The sequence below is a fragment of the Pseudonocardia humida genome (assembly GCF_023898865.1).
Lineage (GTDB): Bacteria > Actinomycetota > Actinomycetes > Mycobacteriales > Pseudonocardiaceae > Pseudonocardia > Pseudonocardia humida.
The window spans coordinates 58,067-74,917 of the sequence record NZ_JAGSOV010000001.1 but is presented as its reverse complement, the minus strand read 5'-3'; the positions used below and the strand labels follow the sequence as shown (position 1 = coordinate 74,917).

The following is a 16,851-nucleotide window of genomic DNA, read 5'->3' as shown; positions in this document are numbered from 1 at the left end:
CGCCCGCTGCGGCCCGGGCGGGGGGCGCCGTGGCCGCGGCCACCGGCCGCTGCGGGTCCCGGCGGGCCCGGGCCCTGCTGGGACGGGTCAGAGGTCGGCGGTAGCCCGGTCCAGGTACTGGGCGAACTTCTCCCTGGCCGCCGCCGTCCTGGTCGGGATGTGCTCGGTCGGCACGTCGGTCGCGGGGTAGCTGCGCAGCAGCCGGCGCGCGACCGTGGCCTTGTGCACCTCGTCGGGGCCGTCGTAGATGCGCGCGGCGCGCGCCGCCCGGTACATCTGCTCCAGCGGCAGGTCGCCGGAGAAGCCCAGCGAGCCGTGCACCTGGATGGCCCGGTCGATGACGTCGTGCAGGACCTTGGCGCCCCAGTACTTGATCATGGCGATCTCGACCCTGGCATTGGACGCCCCGACCCGGTCCATGGTCCAGGCGGCGTGCAGGGTCAGCAGCCGGGCCGCCTGCATCTCCGCGGCCGAGGTGGCGATCCAGTCCTGGACCATGCCCTTCTCCGACAGCGTGGAGCCGTGCGCGTAGCGGCTGACCGCACGCTCGCACAGCATGTCGAAGGCCCGCTTGGACTGGCCGAGCCAGCGCATGGCGTGGTGGATGCGGCCGGGTCCGAGCCGCTGCTGGGCGAGCCGGAAGCCGTCGCCGGGGTTGCCGATCAGGTTCTCCTTCGGCACCCGCACGTCCTGGTAGAGGATCTCGGCGTGGCCGCCGTAGAGCTCGCCGCCGCCGTCGAGCGGGTGGTCCATCACCGGGATGTCGCGCAGGATGGTCACGCCGGGGGTGTCGACCGGGACGACGATCATCGACGAGCCCTGGTAGGCCGACACGTCGGGGTCGGTGACCGCCATGACGATGAGGAAGTCGGCGTGCGAGGCGTTCGACGAGAACCACTTGTGGCCGTTGATGACGTACTCGTCGCCGTCGAGCACCGCGCGGGTGGACAGCAGGGTCGGGTCGGAGCCCGCGCCCGGTTCGGTCATCGAGAAGCAGCTGCGCAGCTCACCGCGCAGCAGCGGCTCCATCCACCGCTCCTTCTGCTCCGGTGAGCCGCCGATGGCCAGCAGCTCGGCGTTGCCGGAGTCCGGCGCCTGGTTGCCGAAGATGCCCGGGGCGTAGCGGCACTGGCCCAGGATCTCGTGCATCAGCCCGAGCTTGACCTGGCCGAACCCGCCGCCGCCGAGCTCGGGGGGCAGGTGGGCGGCCCACAGGCCGTGCTCCCTGACCTGCTCCTTGAGCGGAGCGGTGATCCGGGCGAAGGTGTCCCGATCCAGGTCGAGGGTCTCCAGCGGGATGATCTCGTCGCGGACGAACCCCCGCATCCAGTCGAGCTTCGCCTCGAACTCGGGTTCGGTGCTGAAATCCCACGCCATGCCCTGGTCTCCGCTTCATCGTCGGTCAGGAGGCGGTAGCCGCCGCGCCCAGCGGCACCGTCCTGCCATCGTGACCGCGGATACGTCGTGGGACAACGTCCAGGCGACCGCGAGGATTGGGGATCCTCATCACGTCGGCCGGTACGCGGGTCAGCGGGACCGGGTCAGATCCAGCCCCGCTTGGCGGCGTTCATGCCGGCCTGGAAGCGGGTGCCCGCCTCCAGCCGGTCCATCAGGGCCCGCACCCGCCGCTGGACGGTGCGCACGCTGATGTGCAGTTGCCGGCTGATGGCCTGGTCGGTCGCCCCGGCCGCCATGACGACCAGCAGCCGCCGGTCCTCCTCGGAGACCGTGGGCTGCGCGACGGGCTGCAGCGACGGGCGGTCGACGGGGGTGGCCAGGCTCCACGTCGACTCGAACCCGTCGACCAGCACGTCGAGCAGCAGCGACGGGCCGATCAGCAGCGCCTCCTCCGGCGCGCGCCCGACCAGCGCGGCGTGCGAGTCGGCGATCAGCATGCGGAACGGCACGCGCGGGAGGCTGCGCTGCTCCACCCCCCACCGGTGCACCGGTCGGGTCGCCGAGTCGTCGGTGACGATGCGGTGGCGGATGCCCCGGGACGGGCGCGCCCGCAACCCGTCGCCGACGTCGGGCCGCCCGACCGGGGCGGGCACGTCGTACTGGCGCACCTCGCGGGTGGCGCTGTCGAGCAGCCGCATGCCGGCTGCCGCGACCTCCTGGCGACCCCGCAGCGGCCGGGTGCCGTCGTCTCCGCCGAACGGCTGCTCGGCGAACTGTGCGACCAGCGCGTTAGCGCGGCGCATGCGCAACACGTGTTGGACCGGACCGGCGAGAACGCCGCGGTCATCCTCAAGCACACTCACACCTGGAAGCACGTCTGCGAACGTGGCGTGGTTCGGCCATCTGTCGGTCAGTCACGGCCGTTCACCCGTCAGTCGCGACCGTCCAGCGCGCGGTAGGCTGAACGCAGCAGCTCTTTCACCTGTTCGCCACGGACGGTGATCATGAAGTCCGGGAGCTGGTCGAGCAGCGCGTCCGGCGGCGTGCGCGAGCCGACGAGCCGGGCCGAGCGGACGCCCCCCGTGTAGAAGCGGTCGAGCAGCTCGACCAGCGGAGCGGCGCCGTCCGCCGCGGCGGACCCGGCCTCGCGGGCCGCCGTCGAGCGCCGCTCGCGCAGGTCGTCGAGCAGGGCGTCGCGGTCGCGCCCGCGCAGCGCCAGGATGCGGAACGGGTCGGCGTCGAACTGCTCGGCCAGCACGTAGAACACCGCGGCGAGGTGCTTGCAGGGCACGGCGTGGTCGGGGCAGGTGCAGTCCATGACGATGTCGCTCGCGGAGTCCGGGAACAGGCTCAGCCCGACCCCGGCGAACACCTCCTCGATCGCGTGCGGCATCTCGCCGGCCAGCAGCATCGCGGCGTAGGAGGCCTCACCGGCCAGCGCGTCGGTGACCGCGGCCCACTCGGCCTTGCCGAACGTCGGGATGCCGATCCGCGCCCGGTAGGGCCGCGGCCTGCTGCCCTGCACCTCGGCGCCCGCCCCGCCCGGCCCGACCTCCAGGGAGACGATCTGGCCCGCCCGGGCGTAGCTGCGCCCCCGCGAGAGCCGCCCGCCCACGCCGAGCTCCTCGAGCACGCCGATGAACCGCCGCGACCACCAGGTGCGCGCCACCGGCCCGCGGGTGCGGGCGATCTGGATGCCGCCCTCGACCGGCAGCGGCCGGCGCGGGACCTCGTCGCGCCACCAGAACGGGTCGGGCTCGGCGGGCTGCTCGCCGGCGTCCCCGCGCGGGTCAGCCATCGCCGAGCACCGTCCGCGCGTCGGTCACCGGCTCGGCGAACCGGCCGGTGCCGGGCTCGCCCTCGACGTCGGCCAGCGCCTCCGAGCCCAGCGTGAACACCTCGCGCAGGGTGTCGGTGGACAGCTCGGTGAGCCAGCCCTCGCCGTCGGAGACGACCAGCTCCGACAGCGCCCGCTTGCGCGTGATCATCTCGTCGATGCGCTCCTCCACGGTGCCCGGGCAGACGAACCGGCGGACCTGCACCGAGCGCTTCTGCCCGATCCGGAACGCCCGGTCGGTGGCCTGGTTCTCCACCGCCGGGTTCCACCACCGGTCGAGGTGCACGACGTGGTTGGCGGCGGTGAGGGTGAGACCGGTGCCGCCGGCCTTGAGCGAGAGCAGCATGATCGGCGGGCCGTCGCCGGACTGGAACCGGGTGACCATCTCGTCGCGGCGCCGCGCGGAGGTGCCGCCGTGCAGGAACGCGACCTCGGTGTCGAAGCGGGCCGACAGGTGCGGCACCAGCATCGTGCCGAACTCGCTGAACTGGGTGAAGCACAGCACACGGTCGCCCTCGTCGAGGATCTCGGCCAGGATCTCCTCCAACCGGATGATCTTGCCGGAGCGGCGGCCGATGGGGGAGCCGTCGTGCAGCAGCTGGGCGGGGTGGTTGCAGACCTGCTTGAGCTTGGACATCGCGGCGAGCACGTTGCCCCGCCGCTCGATGCCGTCGCTGTCGGCGATCTTCTCCATCATGTCGTCGACGACGGTGCGGTAGAGCGAGGCCTGCTCCCGGGTGAGCCGGTAGTGCTGGGTGATCTCGATCTTCTCCGGGAGGTCGTCGATGACGGTCGGGTCGGTCTTCACCCGGCGCAGCACGTACGGGCGGGTGACGCGGCGCAGCAGCCCGGCGGCCTCGGCGTTGGCGTGGCGCTCGATGGGCACCGCGTAGCGGGCGCGGAACCCGTCGGCGGTGCCGAGCAGGCCGGGGTTGAGCACGTCCATGATCGACCACAGCTCGGCGAGGCGGTTCTCCACCGGTGTGCCGGTGAGCGCGATGCGGTGCTCGGCGTCGAACCGGCGGATCGCCCTGGCGTGCGCCGAGCGGCTGTTCTTGACCGCCTGGGCCTCGTCGAGCACGAGCCTGCGCCAGGTGATGGCGGCCAGCTCGTCGACGTCGCGGGTGGCCGTGGCGTAGGTGGTGACCACGAGGTCGCTGTCGAGCACGCGCTCGGTCAGCTCGGCGCCGTGCAGCCGGGCGGACCCGTGGTGGGCCGTCACCCGCAGGTCCGGGGCGAACCGGGCGGCCTCGCGCACCCAGGTGCCGACCAGCGACATCGGGCAGACCAGCAGCGTCGGGCCGGGGGACGTATCGGCGCGCTCGTGGGCCTCCAGGGCCAGCAGCTGGACCGTCTTGCCCAGGCCCATGTCGTCGGCGAGGCAGGCGCCCAACCCGACGCGCGACAGGAACGCCAACCAGGACACCCCGCGCTGCTGGTAGGGCCGCAGCTGCGCGCGGAAGCCCGGCGGCGGCTCGACCGGGGCGAGGGTGGTCTCGGCGGTGCCGGAGAGCAGGTCGCCGATCCAGCCCTCGGCGTGCACCGCGGTGACCGGGAGCGGGATCTCGTCGTCGTCGGCCTGCGCGCGCTCGTCGGGGTGGCGCAGGGCGACGGCGAGCAGCTGCGCCGCCGTCGGGCGCCACGAGCCGCCCGGCCCGGTGGAGCGCCGCCCCGCGCGGCGCAGGAAGTCCAGCCCGGCGGCCAGGCGCTGCGGGTCGACCGCGACCCACCGCCCGCGCAGGCGCACCAGCGGCGCCTTGGCCGCCACCAGGTCGGTGATCTCGTCCTCGGAGAGCTCGTCGTCGCCGACGGCGACCGACCAGCGGAACTCCGCGAGCTGCTCGCGGCCCAGCCCGCTGCGGGTGAGGACCCGGTCGGCCGGGGTGCTGCGGGTGCTGAGCGTGAGCCCGACGCGGCGCACGCCGTCCCAGCCGGCCGGCAGCAGCACCCCGAAGCCCGCCTCCAGCAGCAGCGCCGCGTCGGCGGTGAGGAAGTGGTGGGCGGCGTCGAGGTCGAGGTCGAGCCGGCAGGGGCGGGCCTCGCGCAGCGCGCGCGACAGCGCGGGCAGCACCGCCGCGGCCCGCCCCAGCTCGGCCAGCAGCAGCTCCTGCGGGTCGGCCAGCAGCCGCGCGGCCCGGCCGTCCCACACCTGCTCCGCGGGCACCAACAGGCTCTCGTCGTCGCGGGACTGCAGCAGGAACTCCAGCACCCAGCGGGTGCCGTCGCCGGTCTGGTCGAGCGGGTCGTCGGAGGGGTCGGCCGCGTCGTGCAGGGTCTCGACCTCGGAGAGCCGGAAGCAGGCGCGGCCGCGGGCGTCGCCGCCCCGGCCGACGAGGTCCCACTCGGCGACCGCCTCGGCCAGCGTGTCGAGCGCGCGACCGGTGGCCTCGACGCGGCCGTCCGGGGTGAGCAGGGCGGCCAGCCAGGCCTCGGCGGGCGGGACCCGCCGGTCGCCCGGCGCCCGGCGCGGCGCCAGCGACACCGGGTCGGGGCTGCGGGCGAGCCGGTCGCGCACCGCGGTGTCGGTGAGGGCGGCGACCGCGTCGGTGAGCAGGGCGCGCGGGTCGGCGCCGGTGGTGTCGCGCGGGCCGGCGGCCTCCGCCCGACCGACCGGCGGCAGCGAGGCGACCAGGTCGTCGAAGGCGACCGCGTCCAGGCCCTGCACGACCGGGCGCCAGCGGGCCAGCGCGCCCTGCGGGCCGCGGTCGAGCGTGGGCAGCACCCGGCCGCGGGAGGCCAGGTCGGCGGCGAGCTCGGCGACCGCGCGCAGGTGCTCGACGGAGGCGCCGTAGCGGGCCTCGTCGGCCGGGTCGTCCAGCTCGGTGGCGTCCACGACGAGGCCCGGCACCGACCACGGGCGCAGGGTGGGCGCTGAGCGCGCCGCCGCCGGGGGACCGGTGCGGACCAGCTCCGGGGAGGCCAGTGGGCCGCCACCGCGGGAGGGCAGCAGCAGCGTCAGGGTGGTCGGCTTGCCCGGGTGCAGGGCCGCGAGCGCGGCCGACGGCGCGGCGAAGGGGTGCGGGCGGGCCGAGCGCAGGGCCCGCCCGCCACCGGTGGCGGGACGGTCGCCGTCCTCGGCCCACAGCACGACCCCGCGACCGGGGGACCAGACGGCGTGGACGGCGAGCACCGGACCAGCCTACGAACCACCCCCGACGATCTCCGGACCGCCGGGGTGCGGAACGCTCAGCGGACCAGGTCGGAGTAGTCGGGGTGGCGCTCGATCCAGCCGCGGACGAACGGGCAGGACGCCACCACCCGCAGGCCGCGCTCGCGGGCGCTGTCCAGGGCGGCCCGCACCAGCACGCCGCCCAGGCCCCGGCCCTCGTGGGCGTCGTCGATCTCGGTGTGCAGGAACACGATCCGGTCGGCGTGCAGCCGGTAGGCCGCCAGCCCGGCGCGCTCGCCGTCGACGCGGATCTCGAACCGGGACTCGTCCGGGACGTCGACGACCTCAGGGGAATCGCTCATGCCTCATCTTCCCCCGGTTCTCCCGCCCCGTCCGCTGTGCGGGACGTAGGTGGCGGGGACCACACGCCGGGTCGGCGCGTCTTGTTCGCCTCCGGCGGCACCTCCGGTGGGGGCCTCGGCTCCGGCAGGGGGCTTCGGGAGACGAGTGGGGAATCCTCCCCGGGAATCGGGCTCGCGCATGAGTGGTGCTCCTGCGCTTGCCGATTGTCCGTTCGCGGGGCGGGTAGGTTCCCGGTGGCGGGGGACTGTTCGGGTTCGGGCACAGGGGTGCCCGGGGCCGGCGTCTGGGCGTCCGATTGTTGTCGAGCCAACGCGGTGGTATGAATTCGGGCAGCCCGTCCGCGGCGATCGCGACCGTCCACGCGGTGGCGTGTATTTCGCGGTGATGGATCCGGCAAAGCACAACGAGGTTGTCGAGTCGGGTTGCTCCGCCTTGGGGCCATTCGTGAATGTGGGGGATCTCCGACCAGCTCGGTGGGCGGTCGCATCCGGGGTGGGCGCAGCCGCGGTCTGGGGCGGTGACGGCCCGGCGGATCGGGTCGGGGATGCTGCGGCTGGGCCGGCCGACGTCCAGGGGCGGGCCGGCGCCGTCGAGGACGACGGGGATGACTCCCGCGTCGCAGCACAACCGCCGCGCGGCGGTGGCGGGCAGGGTGTCGCCGAGGTCGAGGTTCGCCGCCCGGAGCCGGTTCTCCAGATCCGTGAGCTGCATGTGCACGGTGAGCCGGGCGATCCCGGCGGAGGGCAGGTCGGGGTCGTCGCCGTGGGCGAGCACGAACGCGCACCCTTCGAGCAGGGCATCGGCCTGGCGCTGCTCAAGACTGCCCTCGTCGGTGGCGTGGCGCGGCGCGCACCTGCCGTCGATCAGCGTCAACAGCGTGGCCGCGTCGACCGGGTCCTCGATCCGGGCCACCAACTTCACCCCGCCTCCGGGGAGTCGGGTCAGGTGCGCCTCGTCATGCCCTGATTCTACTCGAACACCAGTGCGAAGGCGAGGTTTGGCAACGCAACAACAAGCCGGTCCTCACGCACGCAACGAGAGTTCGGTATTGCAACTGGCACTACTCCCGGGGTGCGGCACCCAACGCAACCACGCCATTCGTTTGTCATCGCAGCAGGGCCACGACGCAAACTGCAGAGAGCGACGAAGGGGAGATCACGTCCAGGACGAAACGCTTCGCACCACAGCCGAAGTGGTCACCGCCGGCAGTTCGAGGTGCGGCGCATGCCCGCAGTCCAGCACGACCAGCTCCACCGCCCCCCGAGCCAGGTCCCGAACCGCCTCCACGTGCGCCACGGTCCCGTACGGGTCGGCCGTGCCCTGCACCCCGAGCACCGGACACGTGATCCCCGGCAGCTCCGCCCGCAGGTCCCAGTCCCGGAACTCCGCCGACATCCACACGTCGTTCCAGTTGCCGAAGGTGACGTCCGGGTCGCGGTGGTGGCGGCCCATCCGCCGGCGCAGGTCGCCCTCGACGAACGCCTTGCGCGCGGCCGCCACACCCTCCAGCCCGACCGGTTCGACGAACACGTGCGGGGCCAGCACCACCAGCCCGGTGAGGTCGGCGATCCGGGCGGCGTGCAGGAGCGCGATGGAGGCGCCGTCGCTGTGCCCGACCAGCACCGGGCGCCGCAGGCCCAGCGAGTCGCACAGCGCGGGCAGGACGGTCGCGGCCTCCTCGTGCATGAACCCGGCGGCGCGCGGTGCGGGCGGCGGGTCGGAGAAGCCGTGGCCGAGCCGGGAGTAGGCGACGGCCCGCAGGCCGGTCGCCTCGGCCACCTCGCGGTGGAACCCCCGCCACAGCCCGACCGACCCCAGCCCCTCGTGCAGGAACAGCAGCGGCGGGCGGGTCGGGTCGCCGGGGACGTCGTCGTACTCGACGCGCCCGCCCGGCACCGCCACGGTCGGCAGCACGGCGGAGGTCACCGGCCGAGGCTAATCGAGCAGTGCGACGAGCTTGCGGGGCGCGACCTGGCGGTAGGCGTCGGTGACGATCTCGGCGATCTCGTCCCAGTCCGGGTCGGGGACGTCCAGGCGCACGCCGAGCCAGCCCCGGTGCCCGACGTACGGGGGCCGGAAGAACCGGTCGGGCCGCTCGCCGACCAGCGCCTCCTGCGCCCCGGGCGGGGCGGCGCACCAGAAGCCGAGCACGTCGTCGTGGTGGTGGTTCGCGTACATGACGAACACCTTGCGCACGAACCAGGTCGGTTCGCCGTGGCTGAGCTTCTCGGTGACCTCGGGCAGGGACATGCAGAGCGCGCGCAGCCGGGGCAGCGGGTCGCTCATGCCGGGACCGCGCGCATCGTCGAGTAGCCGGTGGGCGGCGGGAACCGCACGACGTCGGTGAGCCGCAGGCCCGCGGCGTCGAGGAGGCCGGTGAACTCGGCCAGGGTGCGCTCGCGCCCGCCCACCGCGACCAGCATGTTCAGGTCGCTCATCAGCATCCCGGACTGCTCGGACCAGGCGGCGGGGTCCTCGGCCAGCACCGGCTCCACCAGGTGCAGCACGCCGTGCGGAGGCATCGCCTCGCGCACGCGGGTGAGCAGCGCGACGGCGCGTTCGTCGGACCAGTCGTGCACGACGCTCTTGACCACGTGCGCATCCCCCCGGGGCACGGAGTCGAACATGTCGCCGGTGACGACCTCGGCGCGAGCCGGGTCGAGGACGTCGGCGGCGCCGTGCACCCCGGCCGGCGTGTCGAACAGGATCCCGCGCAGGTCGGGGTGCGCGGCCAGGAAGGCGGCCAGCAGGGTGCCGTTGCCGCCGCCCACGTCGACCAGGGTGTCGACCCCGTCGAGGTCGCAGGAGGCCACCGCGCCCGGCGCGGCCATCCGGGTGCCCTCGGCCATGGCCTCGGTGAAGACCGCCAGCAGCGGCGGGTCGGCGGCCATGTACTCGAACGCGCTGCGCCCGGTGATCTCCTCGAAGGACGGGCGACCGGTGCGCACGCTCCACTCCAGCTCGCCCCAGGACCGCCAGACCGGGCCGCCGCAGAACAGCCGCGAGAGGTTGCCCATCGAGCCGGGCACCCCGGTGCGCAGCAGATCGCCGACGGGGGTGAGCCGCCAGCACCCGTCCGGCTGCCGATCGAGCAGGCCCAGCCCGGCGCCGGCGCGCAGCAGCCTGCCCAGCGCCTGCTCGTCGGCCCCGGTCCGCCCGGCCAGCCCGGGCAGCTCGTGCGGTCGCTCGCCGAGCGCGTCGGGCACGCCGAGCGCGGCCAGGGTCTGGATCACCTGGGCGGGGAAGAAGCCCCACAGCATCGTCGAGAGCGCCGCCCGGTCGGTCGCGGTGCTCACGGCTTCACCACGGGTCGGTAGGTGCCCAACGACCAGGCGTTGCCCTCCGGGTCGGCCACGGCGAACTCGCGCGAGCCGTAGGGCTGGTCGACCAGCTCCTGCAGCACCGTCGCGCCGGCCGCGACCGCCCTGCGGTGGCGCTCGTCCGGGTCGTCGACGACGAGGTAGGTGACCGCGCGGCCGGTGTCGAACGGGTCGCCGGGACGGCGGGTGCCCAGCATCAGCACGCCCGGCGGCGCGTCGGGGCCGCCGCGGAAGCTCAGCTCGGCGTGCCCGATCGAGCCGTCGTCGGCTGTGGAGACGGACTCCTCCACGAAGCCGAGCGCCTCGGTCAGGAAGGTGATCGCGGCACGGGGGTCGTCGTAGCGCAGGGTGGGGTGGATGCTCATGGTGGCGACGGTAGGGCGGGCCGCCCGCCGGGGCTTGAACGAATGGGAACCCGGTCAGCTGAGCTCGGCGAGGAACGCCGAGGGCGTGCAGCCGGCCAGCGCGCGGAACTCCCGGTCGAGGTGGGCGTGGTCGGCGTAGCCGCAGGTGGCCGCCACGTCGGCGATCGTGCCCCCGGTCCCGGCGACGAGCAGCCCGGCGGCCCGCTGGAACCGAAGCACCCGCCCGGCGACCTTGGGCGCGAGCCCGACCTGGGTGCGGAACCGGGTCAGCAGGTGCCGGCGGCTCCAGCCGGTCTCCTCGGCGAGGCGGGCCACCCCGACGGCGCCCGCGGTGCGCGCCAGCTCCCGCCACGCCCAGCCGACCTCGGGGTCGGGACGGCGGCGGGCGGCGTCGAGGATCGTCAGCAGCGCGGCGTCGAGCCGGGCGAAGCGGCGCGGCCAGTCGGGCTCGGCGGCCAGCCGCTCGGGCAGCCCGGCCAGCGCGGGCGCGTCCAGCTCGTCGAGCCGGGGCACCCGGTTGGTCAGCTCGGGCATGGGGCGCCCCAGCAGGGTGTAGGTGCCCAGCGGGGTCAGGTCGACCTGCAGCCCGTGCTGCGCGCCGGTGAACTCGGTGATCACCGCGGCGTCGTGCATCCCGGCCAGGAACGACGTCGGCGCCGTCGGCCCCGCCGGCCCGAACAGCCGCAGTGGCGGGCCGAGGCCGAGGATCAGGGTGCAGCTGCCGGCCGGCGGCTGGCGGCGGCGCAGGGCGGTCGAGCTGAACTCGCGGTAGCCCTGGTAGCGCAGCACGAGCCCGGCGAGCGCCCGGTGCGGGCGCCCGAGCACGTACTCCTGGTCCCACGGGCCCGGCACGCCACGAGGGTCCCACGTCCGGTGTCCTTCCGCCGCCACCCGTGATCGGCTAGTACTGGCGGGGTGGGGTCGGGTGCGCCGGTGGTGGCGGGGTCGTTCGGGGAACTGGTCGAGCGGGCGGCGGCGCTGGCCGCCCGCCCCGGCCGGGCGGTGCTGGGCATCACCGGCAGCCCGGGCGCGGGCAAGTCGACGCTGGCCGCCGCCCTGCTGGCCGCCCTGCCCCCGGACACCGTCGGGCACGTGCCGATGGACGGCTTCCACCTCGCCGACGTCGCCCTGCGCCGGCTCGGCAGGCTGGCCGCCAAGGGCGCCCCGGACACCTTCGACGCGGGCGGCTACCTGGCGCTGCTGCGCAGGCTGCGCGACCCGGCCGAGGACGTCGTCTACGCCCCGGCGTTCGAGCGCGACCTGGAGCAGCCGCTGGCCGGCGCGATCGCCGTCGCGCCGACCGCCGGGCTCGTCCTCACCGAGGGCAACTACCTGCTGCTCGACGACGGGCGCTGGCCGCGGGTGCGCGCCGAGCTGGACGAGGTGTGGTTCTGCGCCCCCGACCCCGACGTGCGCACCACCCGGCTGGTGGCCCGCCACGTCGCGTTCGGCAAGGAGCCCTGCGCCGCCGCGGCCTGGGTGCGGGCCGTCGACGTGCCCAACGCCGAGGCCGTGGAACGCACCCGGGACCGGGCCGACCTGATCGTGCCCGCGACCGTGCTGGACGCGCTGGAACCCGCGTGAGCCGCCGCGGGGCACCCGATCAGGACAGGGCCGCCTGGGCGTAGACCGCGATCGCGTCTCGCAGGTAGACCGACAGCCCGGCCCCCGCCTTGTCGATGTTCGCGGTGAACCGCTCGTCGTCGACGTAGAGCCGGCCCAGCCCGATGTAGGCCTCCCGGTTCGGCGTCCAGAAGTTGCAGACCCAGGCGTGGTGGCGGGCGATGAGCGCCTGGACGGCGGGGTCGTCGACCGGCGTGCCCGCGGCCATCGCCGCGGCCAGCTCGCCGTTGATCGCCTCGGCCTCGGCGGCCACGCCGCGGGCCACGCCCTCGCCCCAGCTCGCGGCCCGCTGCTGGGCCTGCACGGCGACCTCCCCGTAGCGCTCGCGCGCCTCCTCGGCGTGGGGGTCGTCGCGGAACCCCCGGAACAGTTCCTCGGCGGCCATCTCGGGCCCTCCGTTCTCGTTCTCCTCGATCGTCCTGGCCACGGTGGCGGCCAGGGTGCGCAGCCGGTCGGCCTCGTCCAGCAGCCGGGCGTGGTGCTCGCGCAGCGCGGCGAGCTCGTCGGTCTCCCCGCTGAGCACGGCGCCGATGTCGTCGAGCCCCATGCCGAGCTCGCGCAGCACCAGGATGTGCTGCAGGCGCCGCAGCTGCGGGCGCTCGTAGTAGCGGATGCCCCCGTGCCCGGTGCGGGCCGGGCGCAGCAGCCCGACGTGGTCGTAGTGCCGCAGCGTGCGGGAGCTGACCCGGGACATCCGGGCCACCTCGGCGGTCGACCAGCGCATGCCGACGACGGTAGGAGTTGACGCAGCGTCAACCGCAACCGCGCCACCGGCCGGTTCGGGTGACGGCGCTCTCAGCGGGGTCCGGCGCGCCTGCCGATCAGCTCGGCCAGCACGTCGGCGGCGGCCGGGCCGGGGTCGTCCCCGCCGTCGACCCCGGCGGTCACCACGACGCGAACGGCGGCTGCCACCCCGGTGCCGCTGCCCGCGGCCACCACGTCGCCGCCGGGCAGGGCGAGCTGCCGCGCGGTCGACAGCGCCGCGCGCACCGCGGGCTCGGGGAACCGCGGGGCCGCGGGGTGCTCGGCGCGGTACAGCACCCGCCCGTCGGTGGTGCTGACCGACTCGACGAGGTGCGGCGCCCGGCGCGTCCCGCCCGCGGCGAGCGTGGCGTAGGCCGAGGCCAGGCCGAACGCGTCGGCCGTCGGCGCGCCCCCGGCGGCGGGGGCGAGTCCGGCGGCCACCGCGGCCCCGGCCACGGCGTCGGGACCGACGCGCAGGGAGAGCCGGGCGAGCGTGTCGCCCGTGGCGCACGCCGGGCAGTCGTCGTCCGCGGGGTGGGTCGGGGGCCCGGCGTCGGCGACGTCGGCCGGACCGACCGGCGGGTCCTGCAGCTGCCCGGCCAGCAGCACGAACGGGGCGAAGGCCGGCCCGGCCGGCGCGGGCAGCCGGGTCGCGTCGGGGTGCACGGCGTCCGGGCCGCCCCGGTAGGCCAGCACGCCCCCGGTCGCGGGGTCGAGGGCGACGATGCCGACGGCGGCCGTCGTCGTGGCCTCGGCCTGCGCGGCCACCGCTGCCGCGCGGTGCTGGCGGACCGGGTCGAGGGTGGTGGCGACGCGGAGCCCGCCCTCGGCGAGCTGGGTCTCGGTGAACCCGAGCCGGGCCAGCTCGGTGAGCACGGCGGCCACCGCGGGCGCCCGGTCGTCGGCGGGCAGGCCGGCGTCGACCCGGCGGGGGAGGGTGTCGGGGAAGCGCGCGGCGGCGCGCCGGGCCGGGGCGAGCCACCCGCGGCCCACCATCGCGTCGAGCACCCCCGCCCAGCGCCGCCGCGCGCCGGACGGGTCGAAGGCCGGGTCGGCCGACCACGGCGCCCCGATCAGCGCGGCCAGCAGCGCGCCCTGTTCCAGGGTCAGCTCCGCGGGGTCCGCGCCGAAGTACTCGACGGCGCCCTGGGCCAGCCCGTAGCTGCCCCGGCCCAGGTGCACCGAGTCGAGGTAGTCGGTGAGGAGCTGGTCGTGGTCGCGCTGCACCGACAGCTTCGAGACCAGCACGACCTCCCGGTAGGCCCGCCACGGGGTCGGGGCGAACCCGGCCAGCGCCCGGCCGGCGAGCTGGTTGGCGACCGGCCCGGCGTCCGGGGCGGGGCCCGGCCCGGTGACGGCGCGCAGGATCCCGGTCGGGTCGACCGCCGGGCGCGAGCCGAAGTCGGGGTCCCGCACGGCCAGCACCGCGTCGCGCACGTGCGCGGGCAGCGCGCCGGGGCGCAGCCGGGGCCGGGCGCCGGGCGCGGGGGCGAGCCGGGCCAGCTCCTCGCCGTCGGCGTAGGAGATCAGTGCGGCCGAGCCGCGCACGACGTCGTCCGGGCCGGGCAGGTCGATGATCAGGTAGCCGGGCGCGAGGGCGGCGAGCGGCCCGAGCACCGCGAGGGCGGCGGTCAGCGCGAAGGCCCGCCGCGACCGGTGCGCGCCGGCCGGCCGGTCCTTCGGCGGGGGCGGCTGCCACCAGCCGACGCCGGGGGCGCCGCGCCGCGCGCGGGCCCGCGGCCCGAGCCACCGCGCGGCGCGCCGCTCGCCGGGGACGTGGGCACCGGGCATGGCGACCCTCCCGTCCGGCGTCCCGCCGGTCAGGACGCGCGCTCACCGGGGGAACGCCGCGACCGGCCGTCGCGATGCGCGGGCCGGGGCGAAGACACCCGAAGGACGCCACCCCGACCCGGTCGGTGACTGGTGGTGACAGCGGGCCGGGGTCAGGCCGGGGCGCCGCCGGCCGGCAACTCGGCCATCCGGGTGCGCAGCGCGGTGGCCGCCGAGTACGGCCGGACCAGCACCGCCAGCTCCGAGATCGGGTCGTCCGGGCCGGTACCGCCGCGCAGGATGTCGACGCCCTGCAGGTCGCGGTCGCCGACCCGGCAGGCGAACTCCAGCACGTGCCCGTCCGGGCCGGCGTACTCGGCGGTGTAGCGGAAGTCCTCGAACACCGTCATGACCGCGGCCAGGATCGCGCGCAGGGCCTCGCGGCCCGTGTACGGGGCGTGCACGACCGGGGAGTGGAACACGCAGTCCTCGGCGAACAGGGCCACGGCGGCCTCGACGTCGGCGGCCTCCACGGCGGCTCGGAACGCGGCGGCCGGGTCGACGTGTGCGGTCATGGGGGCATCACACCACGGCCCCCGCCACGGACACGGCCTCGGCCAGCAGTTCGTAGGAGCGCAGCCGGTCGGCGCCGCCGTGCGTGCCGGTCACCACCATCAGCTCGTCGGCCGCGGTGCGCGCGACCAGCTCGCGCACCCCGTCGAGCACGGTGCGCGGCGAGCCGATGATCTGCGAGGCCAGCCGGTCGTCGACGAACCGGCGCTCCAGCGGCGTGTAGGGGTACTCCTCGGCCTCGCGCAGCGTGGGCACCTGGCCCGGGTCGCCCTGGCGCAGCCGCAGGAACTGCAGCGCGCTCGGCAGCGCCAGGCGGCGGGCGCGCTCGTCGGTGTCGGCGGTCAGCACGGACGCCGCCACCATCGCGTACGGGCGTTCCAGGACCGCCGACGGGCGGAACCGCTCGCGGTAGAGCTCCAGCGCGGGCAGCGTGTGCTGCCCGCTGAAGTGGTGGGCGAAGGCGAAGGGCAGGCCGAGCAGGCCGGCCACCTGGGCGCTGTAGCCGCTCGACCCGAGCAGCCACATCGCCGGGGCGTTGCCCGCGGCCGGCACCGCGAGCACCGGGCCGTCGCCGCGGAAGTAGCCGGACAGCTCGGTGAGCTGCTCGGGGAAGTCGTCGGCGCCCATCGGGTCGGTGCCCCGGCGCAGTGCGCGGGCGGTGCGCGGGTCGGTGCCCGGGGCGCGGCCGATGCCCAGGTCGATCCGGCCGGGGTGCAGCGCCTCCAACGTGCCGAACTGCTCGGCCACGACCAGCGGCTGGTGGTTGGGCAGCATCACCCCGCCCGAGCCGACCCGGATCCGTCCGGTCGCCGCGGCGAAGTGGGCGATCAGCACGGCGGGGGAGGAGCTGGCCACGCCCGGCATCCCGTGGTGCTCGGCCAGCCAGTACCGGTGGAACCCCAGCTCCTCGACGCGGCGGGCCAGCGCGGTGCTGGCCACGAGCGCGTCGGTCGCGGTGGCGCCGGCCGAGATCGGCACCAGGTCGAGGACGGACAGCGGGACCGCGCGACCGGACGGACCGGTCACCGCGAGCTCGGCCACCGGGGGACGGTCCGACGGCGGGAGATCTGCCACGATCGGTGCAACCCGACCCCCCTCCCCCGTCTTCCCGATCTCCTTCCCGAGCTCGCGGACCGATCACGGCCCGTGGTGCGCCGTCCGATCAGATGGGTCCGTTCGGCTCGGTGTCGGCCGCCACCCGGGTGAGTCTGCTGATCCTTCCGGGCGGAGAGGGTCGGAGTCGGGAGATGCTGGGGTGTGCCCGTCCCCGGCCCCGACGACCCGTCCCACCCCGCCGTACCCCGCCGTCCCACGACGCCCCCGGCCCAGCAGCCCGCGCTGTCCTGGCTCGCCGAGCCGCCCTCCCGGCGCCACAGCCCCGTGCTGGCCCTGCTCGCGCTGCCCCCGGTGCCCGATCCCGTCGCGCGCCCGGCCGCCGCGGAGCCCGGGTCCACAGCGGACGCCGCACCCGCCTCGCTCCCGGACTCCGCGGAGTCGGCGGAGTCGGCGGAGTCGGCGGAGCGGGGTCCGACCCGCACCCGGGTGCTCCCGCGGCGCGAGCCGTCCCGCCCCGCCCCGGTGGTGCCCGGGCCGCGGGCGCCCGTCCTCGACCGCGTGTGGGCCCGCGACCAGAACACCATGCGGCGGCTCCTCGTCGGTCTGCGCGCGCTTTGAGCCGCCGATCGCGCCCTCCTCACCTGTGGGTCAGGTCGAGCTGGACGGCGCGGCGGGGGAGCGCGAACGGGCCCG

Annotated in this window: 17 protein-coding genes; 2 read left to right on the top strand and 15 right to left on the bottom strand. The window is 75.8% G+C overall.

Going from position 1 to position 16,851, the window contains the following annotated elements:
- Nucleotides 1-87 precede the first annotated feature (87 nt).
- From KDL28_RS00365 to KDL28_RS41220, 11 genes are all read right to left on the bottom strand, one after another.
- Nucleotides 88-1,377, bottom strand: a complete 1,290-nt coding sequence (locus tag KDL28_RS00365; RefSeq protein WP_252435084.1) for an acyl-CoA dehydrogenase family protein — start codon at nucleotides 1,375-1,377, stop codon at nucleotides 88-90.
- Nucleotides 1,378-1,541: 164 nt separating this feature from the next.
- A complete protein-coding gene (locus KDL28_RS00360; protein ID WP_252435083.1) occupies nucleotides 1,542-2,201 on the bottom strand; it encodes a helix-turn-helix domain-containing protein in 660 nt (219 codons plus the stop codon).
- A 128-nt stretch (nucleotides 2,202-2,329) separates the two neighbouring features.
- Nucleotides 2,330-3,196: an SWIM zinc finger family protein gene (locus KDL28_RS00355; RefSeq protein ID WP_252435082.1), complete on the bottom strand. Its 867-nt coding sequence runs from the start codon at nucleotides 3,194-3,196 to the stop codon at nucleotides 2,330-2,332.
- Entirely contained in the window at nucleotides 3,189-6,365 is a 3,177-nt protein-coding gene (locus KDL28_RS00350; protein ID WP_252435081.1) for a DEAD/DEAH box helicase, read from the bottom strand. Before KDL28_RS00350 ends, KDL28_RS00355 begins: the two co-directional genes overlap by 8 nt.
- Nucleotides 6,366-6,421: 56 nt before the next feature.
- Nucleotides 6,422-6,706, bottom strand: coding sequence for a GNAT family N-acetyltransferase (locus tag KDL28_RS00345; RefSeq protein WP_252435080.1), 285 nt, complete (start codon nucleotides 6,704-6,706; stop codon nucleotides 6,422-6,424).
- Nucleotides 6,690-7,619, bottom strand: a complete 930-nt coding sequence (locus KDL28_RS42005) for an HNH endonuclease signature motif containing protein (RefSeq protein ID WP_372496833.1) — start codon at nucleotides 7,617-7,619, stop codon at nucleotides 6,690-6,692. The genes KDL28_RS00345 and KDL28_RS42005 overlap by 17 nt, the downstream gene beginning before the upstream one ends.
- Nucleotides 7,620-7,862: 243 nt before the next feature.
- Complete coding sequence (locus KDL28_RS00335) at nucleotides 7,863-8,633, bottom strand: alpha/beta fold hydrolase (protein ID WP_252435078.1); 771 nt, start codon at nucleotides 8,631-8,633, stop codon at nucleotides 7,863-7,865.
- A gap of 9 nt (nucleotides 8,634-8,642) precedes the next feature.
- Nucleotides 8,643-8,993: an MmcQ/YjbR family DNA-binding protein gene (locus KDL28_RS00330; RefSeq protein ID WP_252435077.1), complete on the bottom strand. Its 351-nt coding sequence runs from the start codon at nucleotides 8,991-8,993 to the stop codon at nucleotides 8,643-8,645.
- Nucleotides 8,990-10,003 carry a methyltransferase gene (locus KDL28_RS00325; protein WP_252435076.1) on the bottom strand — a complete coding sequence of 338 codons (1,014 nt, stop codon included), beginning with the start codon at nucleotides 10,001-10,003 and terminating at the stop codon, nucleotides 8,990-8,992. Before KDL28_RS00325 ends, KDL28_RS00330 begins: the two co-directional genes overlap by 4 nt.
- Nucleotides 10,000-10,392, bottom strand: coding sequence for a VOC family protein (locus tag KDL28_RS00320; protein WP_252435075.1), 393 nt, complete (start codon nucleotides 10,390-10,392; stop codon nucleotides 10,000-10,002). The genes KDL28_RS00325 and KDL28_RS00320 overlap by 4 nt, the downstream gene beginning before the upstream one ends.
- Nucleotides 10,393-10,446: 54 nt before the next feature.
- Nucleotides 10,447-11,244 (bottom strand): AraC family transcriptional regulator, encoded by a 798-nt coding sequence (locus KDL28_RS41220; protein ID WP_252435074.1) that lies wholly within the window; start codon nucleotides 11,242-11,244, stop codon nucleotides 10,447-10,449.
- An 81-nt stretch (nucleotides 11,245-11,325) separates the two neighbouring features.
- On the opposite strand from KDL28_RS41220, the gene KDL28_RS00310 reads away from it, so the two are divergent.
- Nucleotides 11,326-11,976 carry a nucleoside/nucleotide kinase family protein gene (locus KDL28_RS00310; RefSeq protein WP_372496826.1) on the top strand — a complete coding sequence of 217 codons (651 nt, stop codon included), beginning with the start codon at nucleotides 11,326-11,328 and terminating at the stop codon, nucleotides 11,974-11,976.
- A gap of 19 nt (nucleotides 11,977-11,995) precedes the next feature.
- Here KDL28_RS00310 and KDL28_RS00305 read toward each other — a convergent pair whose 3' ends face one another.
- From KDL28_RS00305 to KDL28_RS00290, 4 genes are all read right to left on the bottom strand, one after another.
- Nucleotides 11,996-12,739: a MerR family transcriptional regulator gene (locus tag KDL28_RS00305; protein WP_252435073.1), complete on the bottom strand. Its 744-nt coding sequence runs from the start codon at nucleotides 12,737-12,739 to the stop codon at nucleotides 11,996-11,998.
- A gap of 71 nt (nucleotides 12,740-12,810) precedes the next feature.
- Nucleotides 12,811-14,550 carry a biosynthetic peptidoglycan transglycosylase gene (locus KDL28_RS00300; RefSeq protein ID WP_252435072.1) on the bottom strand — a complete coding sequence of 580 codons (1,740 nt, stop codon included), beginning with the start codon at nucleotides 14,548-14,550 and terminating at the stop codon, nucleotides 12,811-12,813.
- 152 nt (nucleotides 14,551-14,702) lie between these two features.
- A complete protein-coding gene (locus tag KDL28_RS00295) occupies nucleotides 14,703-15,104 on the bottom strand; it encodes a nuclear transport factor 2 family protein (protein WP_252435071.1) in 402 nt (133 codons plus the stop codon).
- A 7-nt stretch (nucleotides 15,105-15,111) separates the two neighbouring features.
- Nucleotides 15,112-16,143 (bottom strand): LLM class flavin-dependent oxidoreductase, encoded by a 1,032-nt coding sequence (locus KDL28_RS00290; RefSeq protein ID WP_252435070.1) that lies wholly within the window; start codon nucleotides 16,141-16,143, stop codon nucleotides 15,112-15,114.
- Nucleotides 16,144-16,359: 216 nt separating this feature from the next.
- Here KDL28_RS00290 and KDL28_RS00285 point away from each other — a divergent pair, with 216 nt between their 5' ends.
- On the top strand, nucleotides 16,360-16,776 hold the full coding sequence (locus KDL28_RS00285; protein WP_252435069.1) for a hypothetical protein: 417 nt from the start codon (nucleotides 16,360-16,362) through the stop codon (nucleotides 16,774-16,776).
- Nucleotides 16,777-16,851 lie beyond the last annotated feature (75 nt).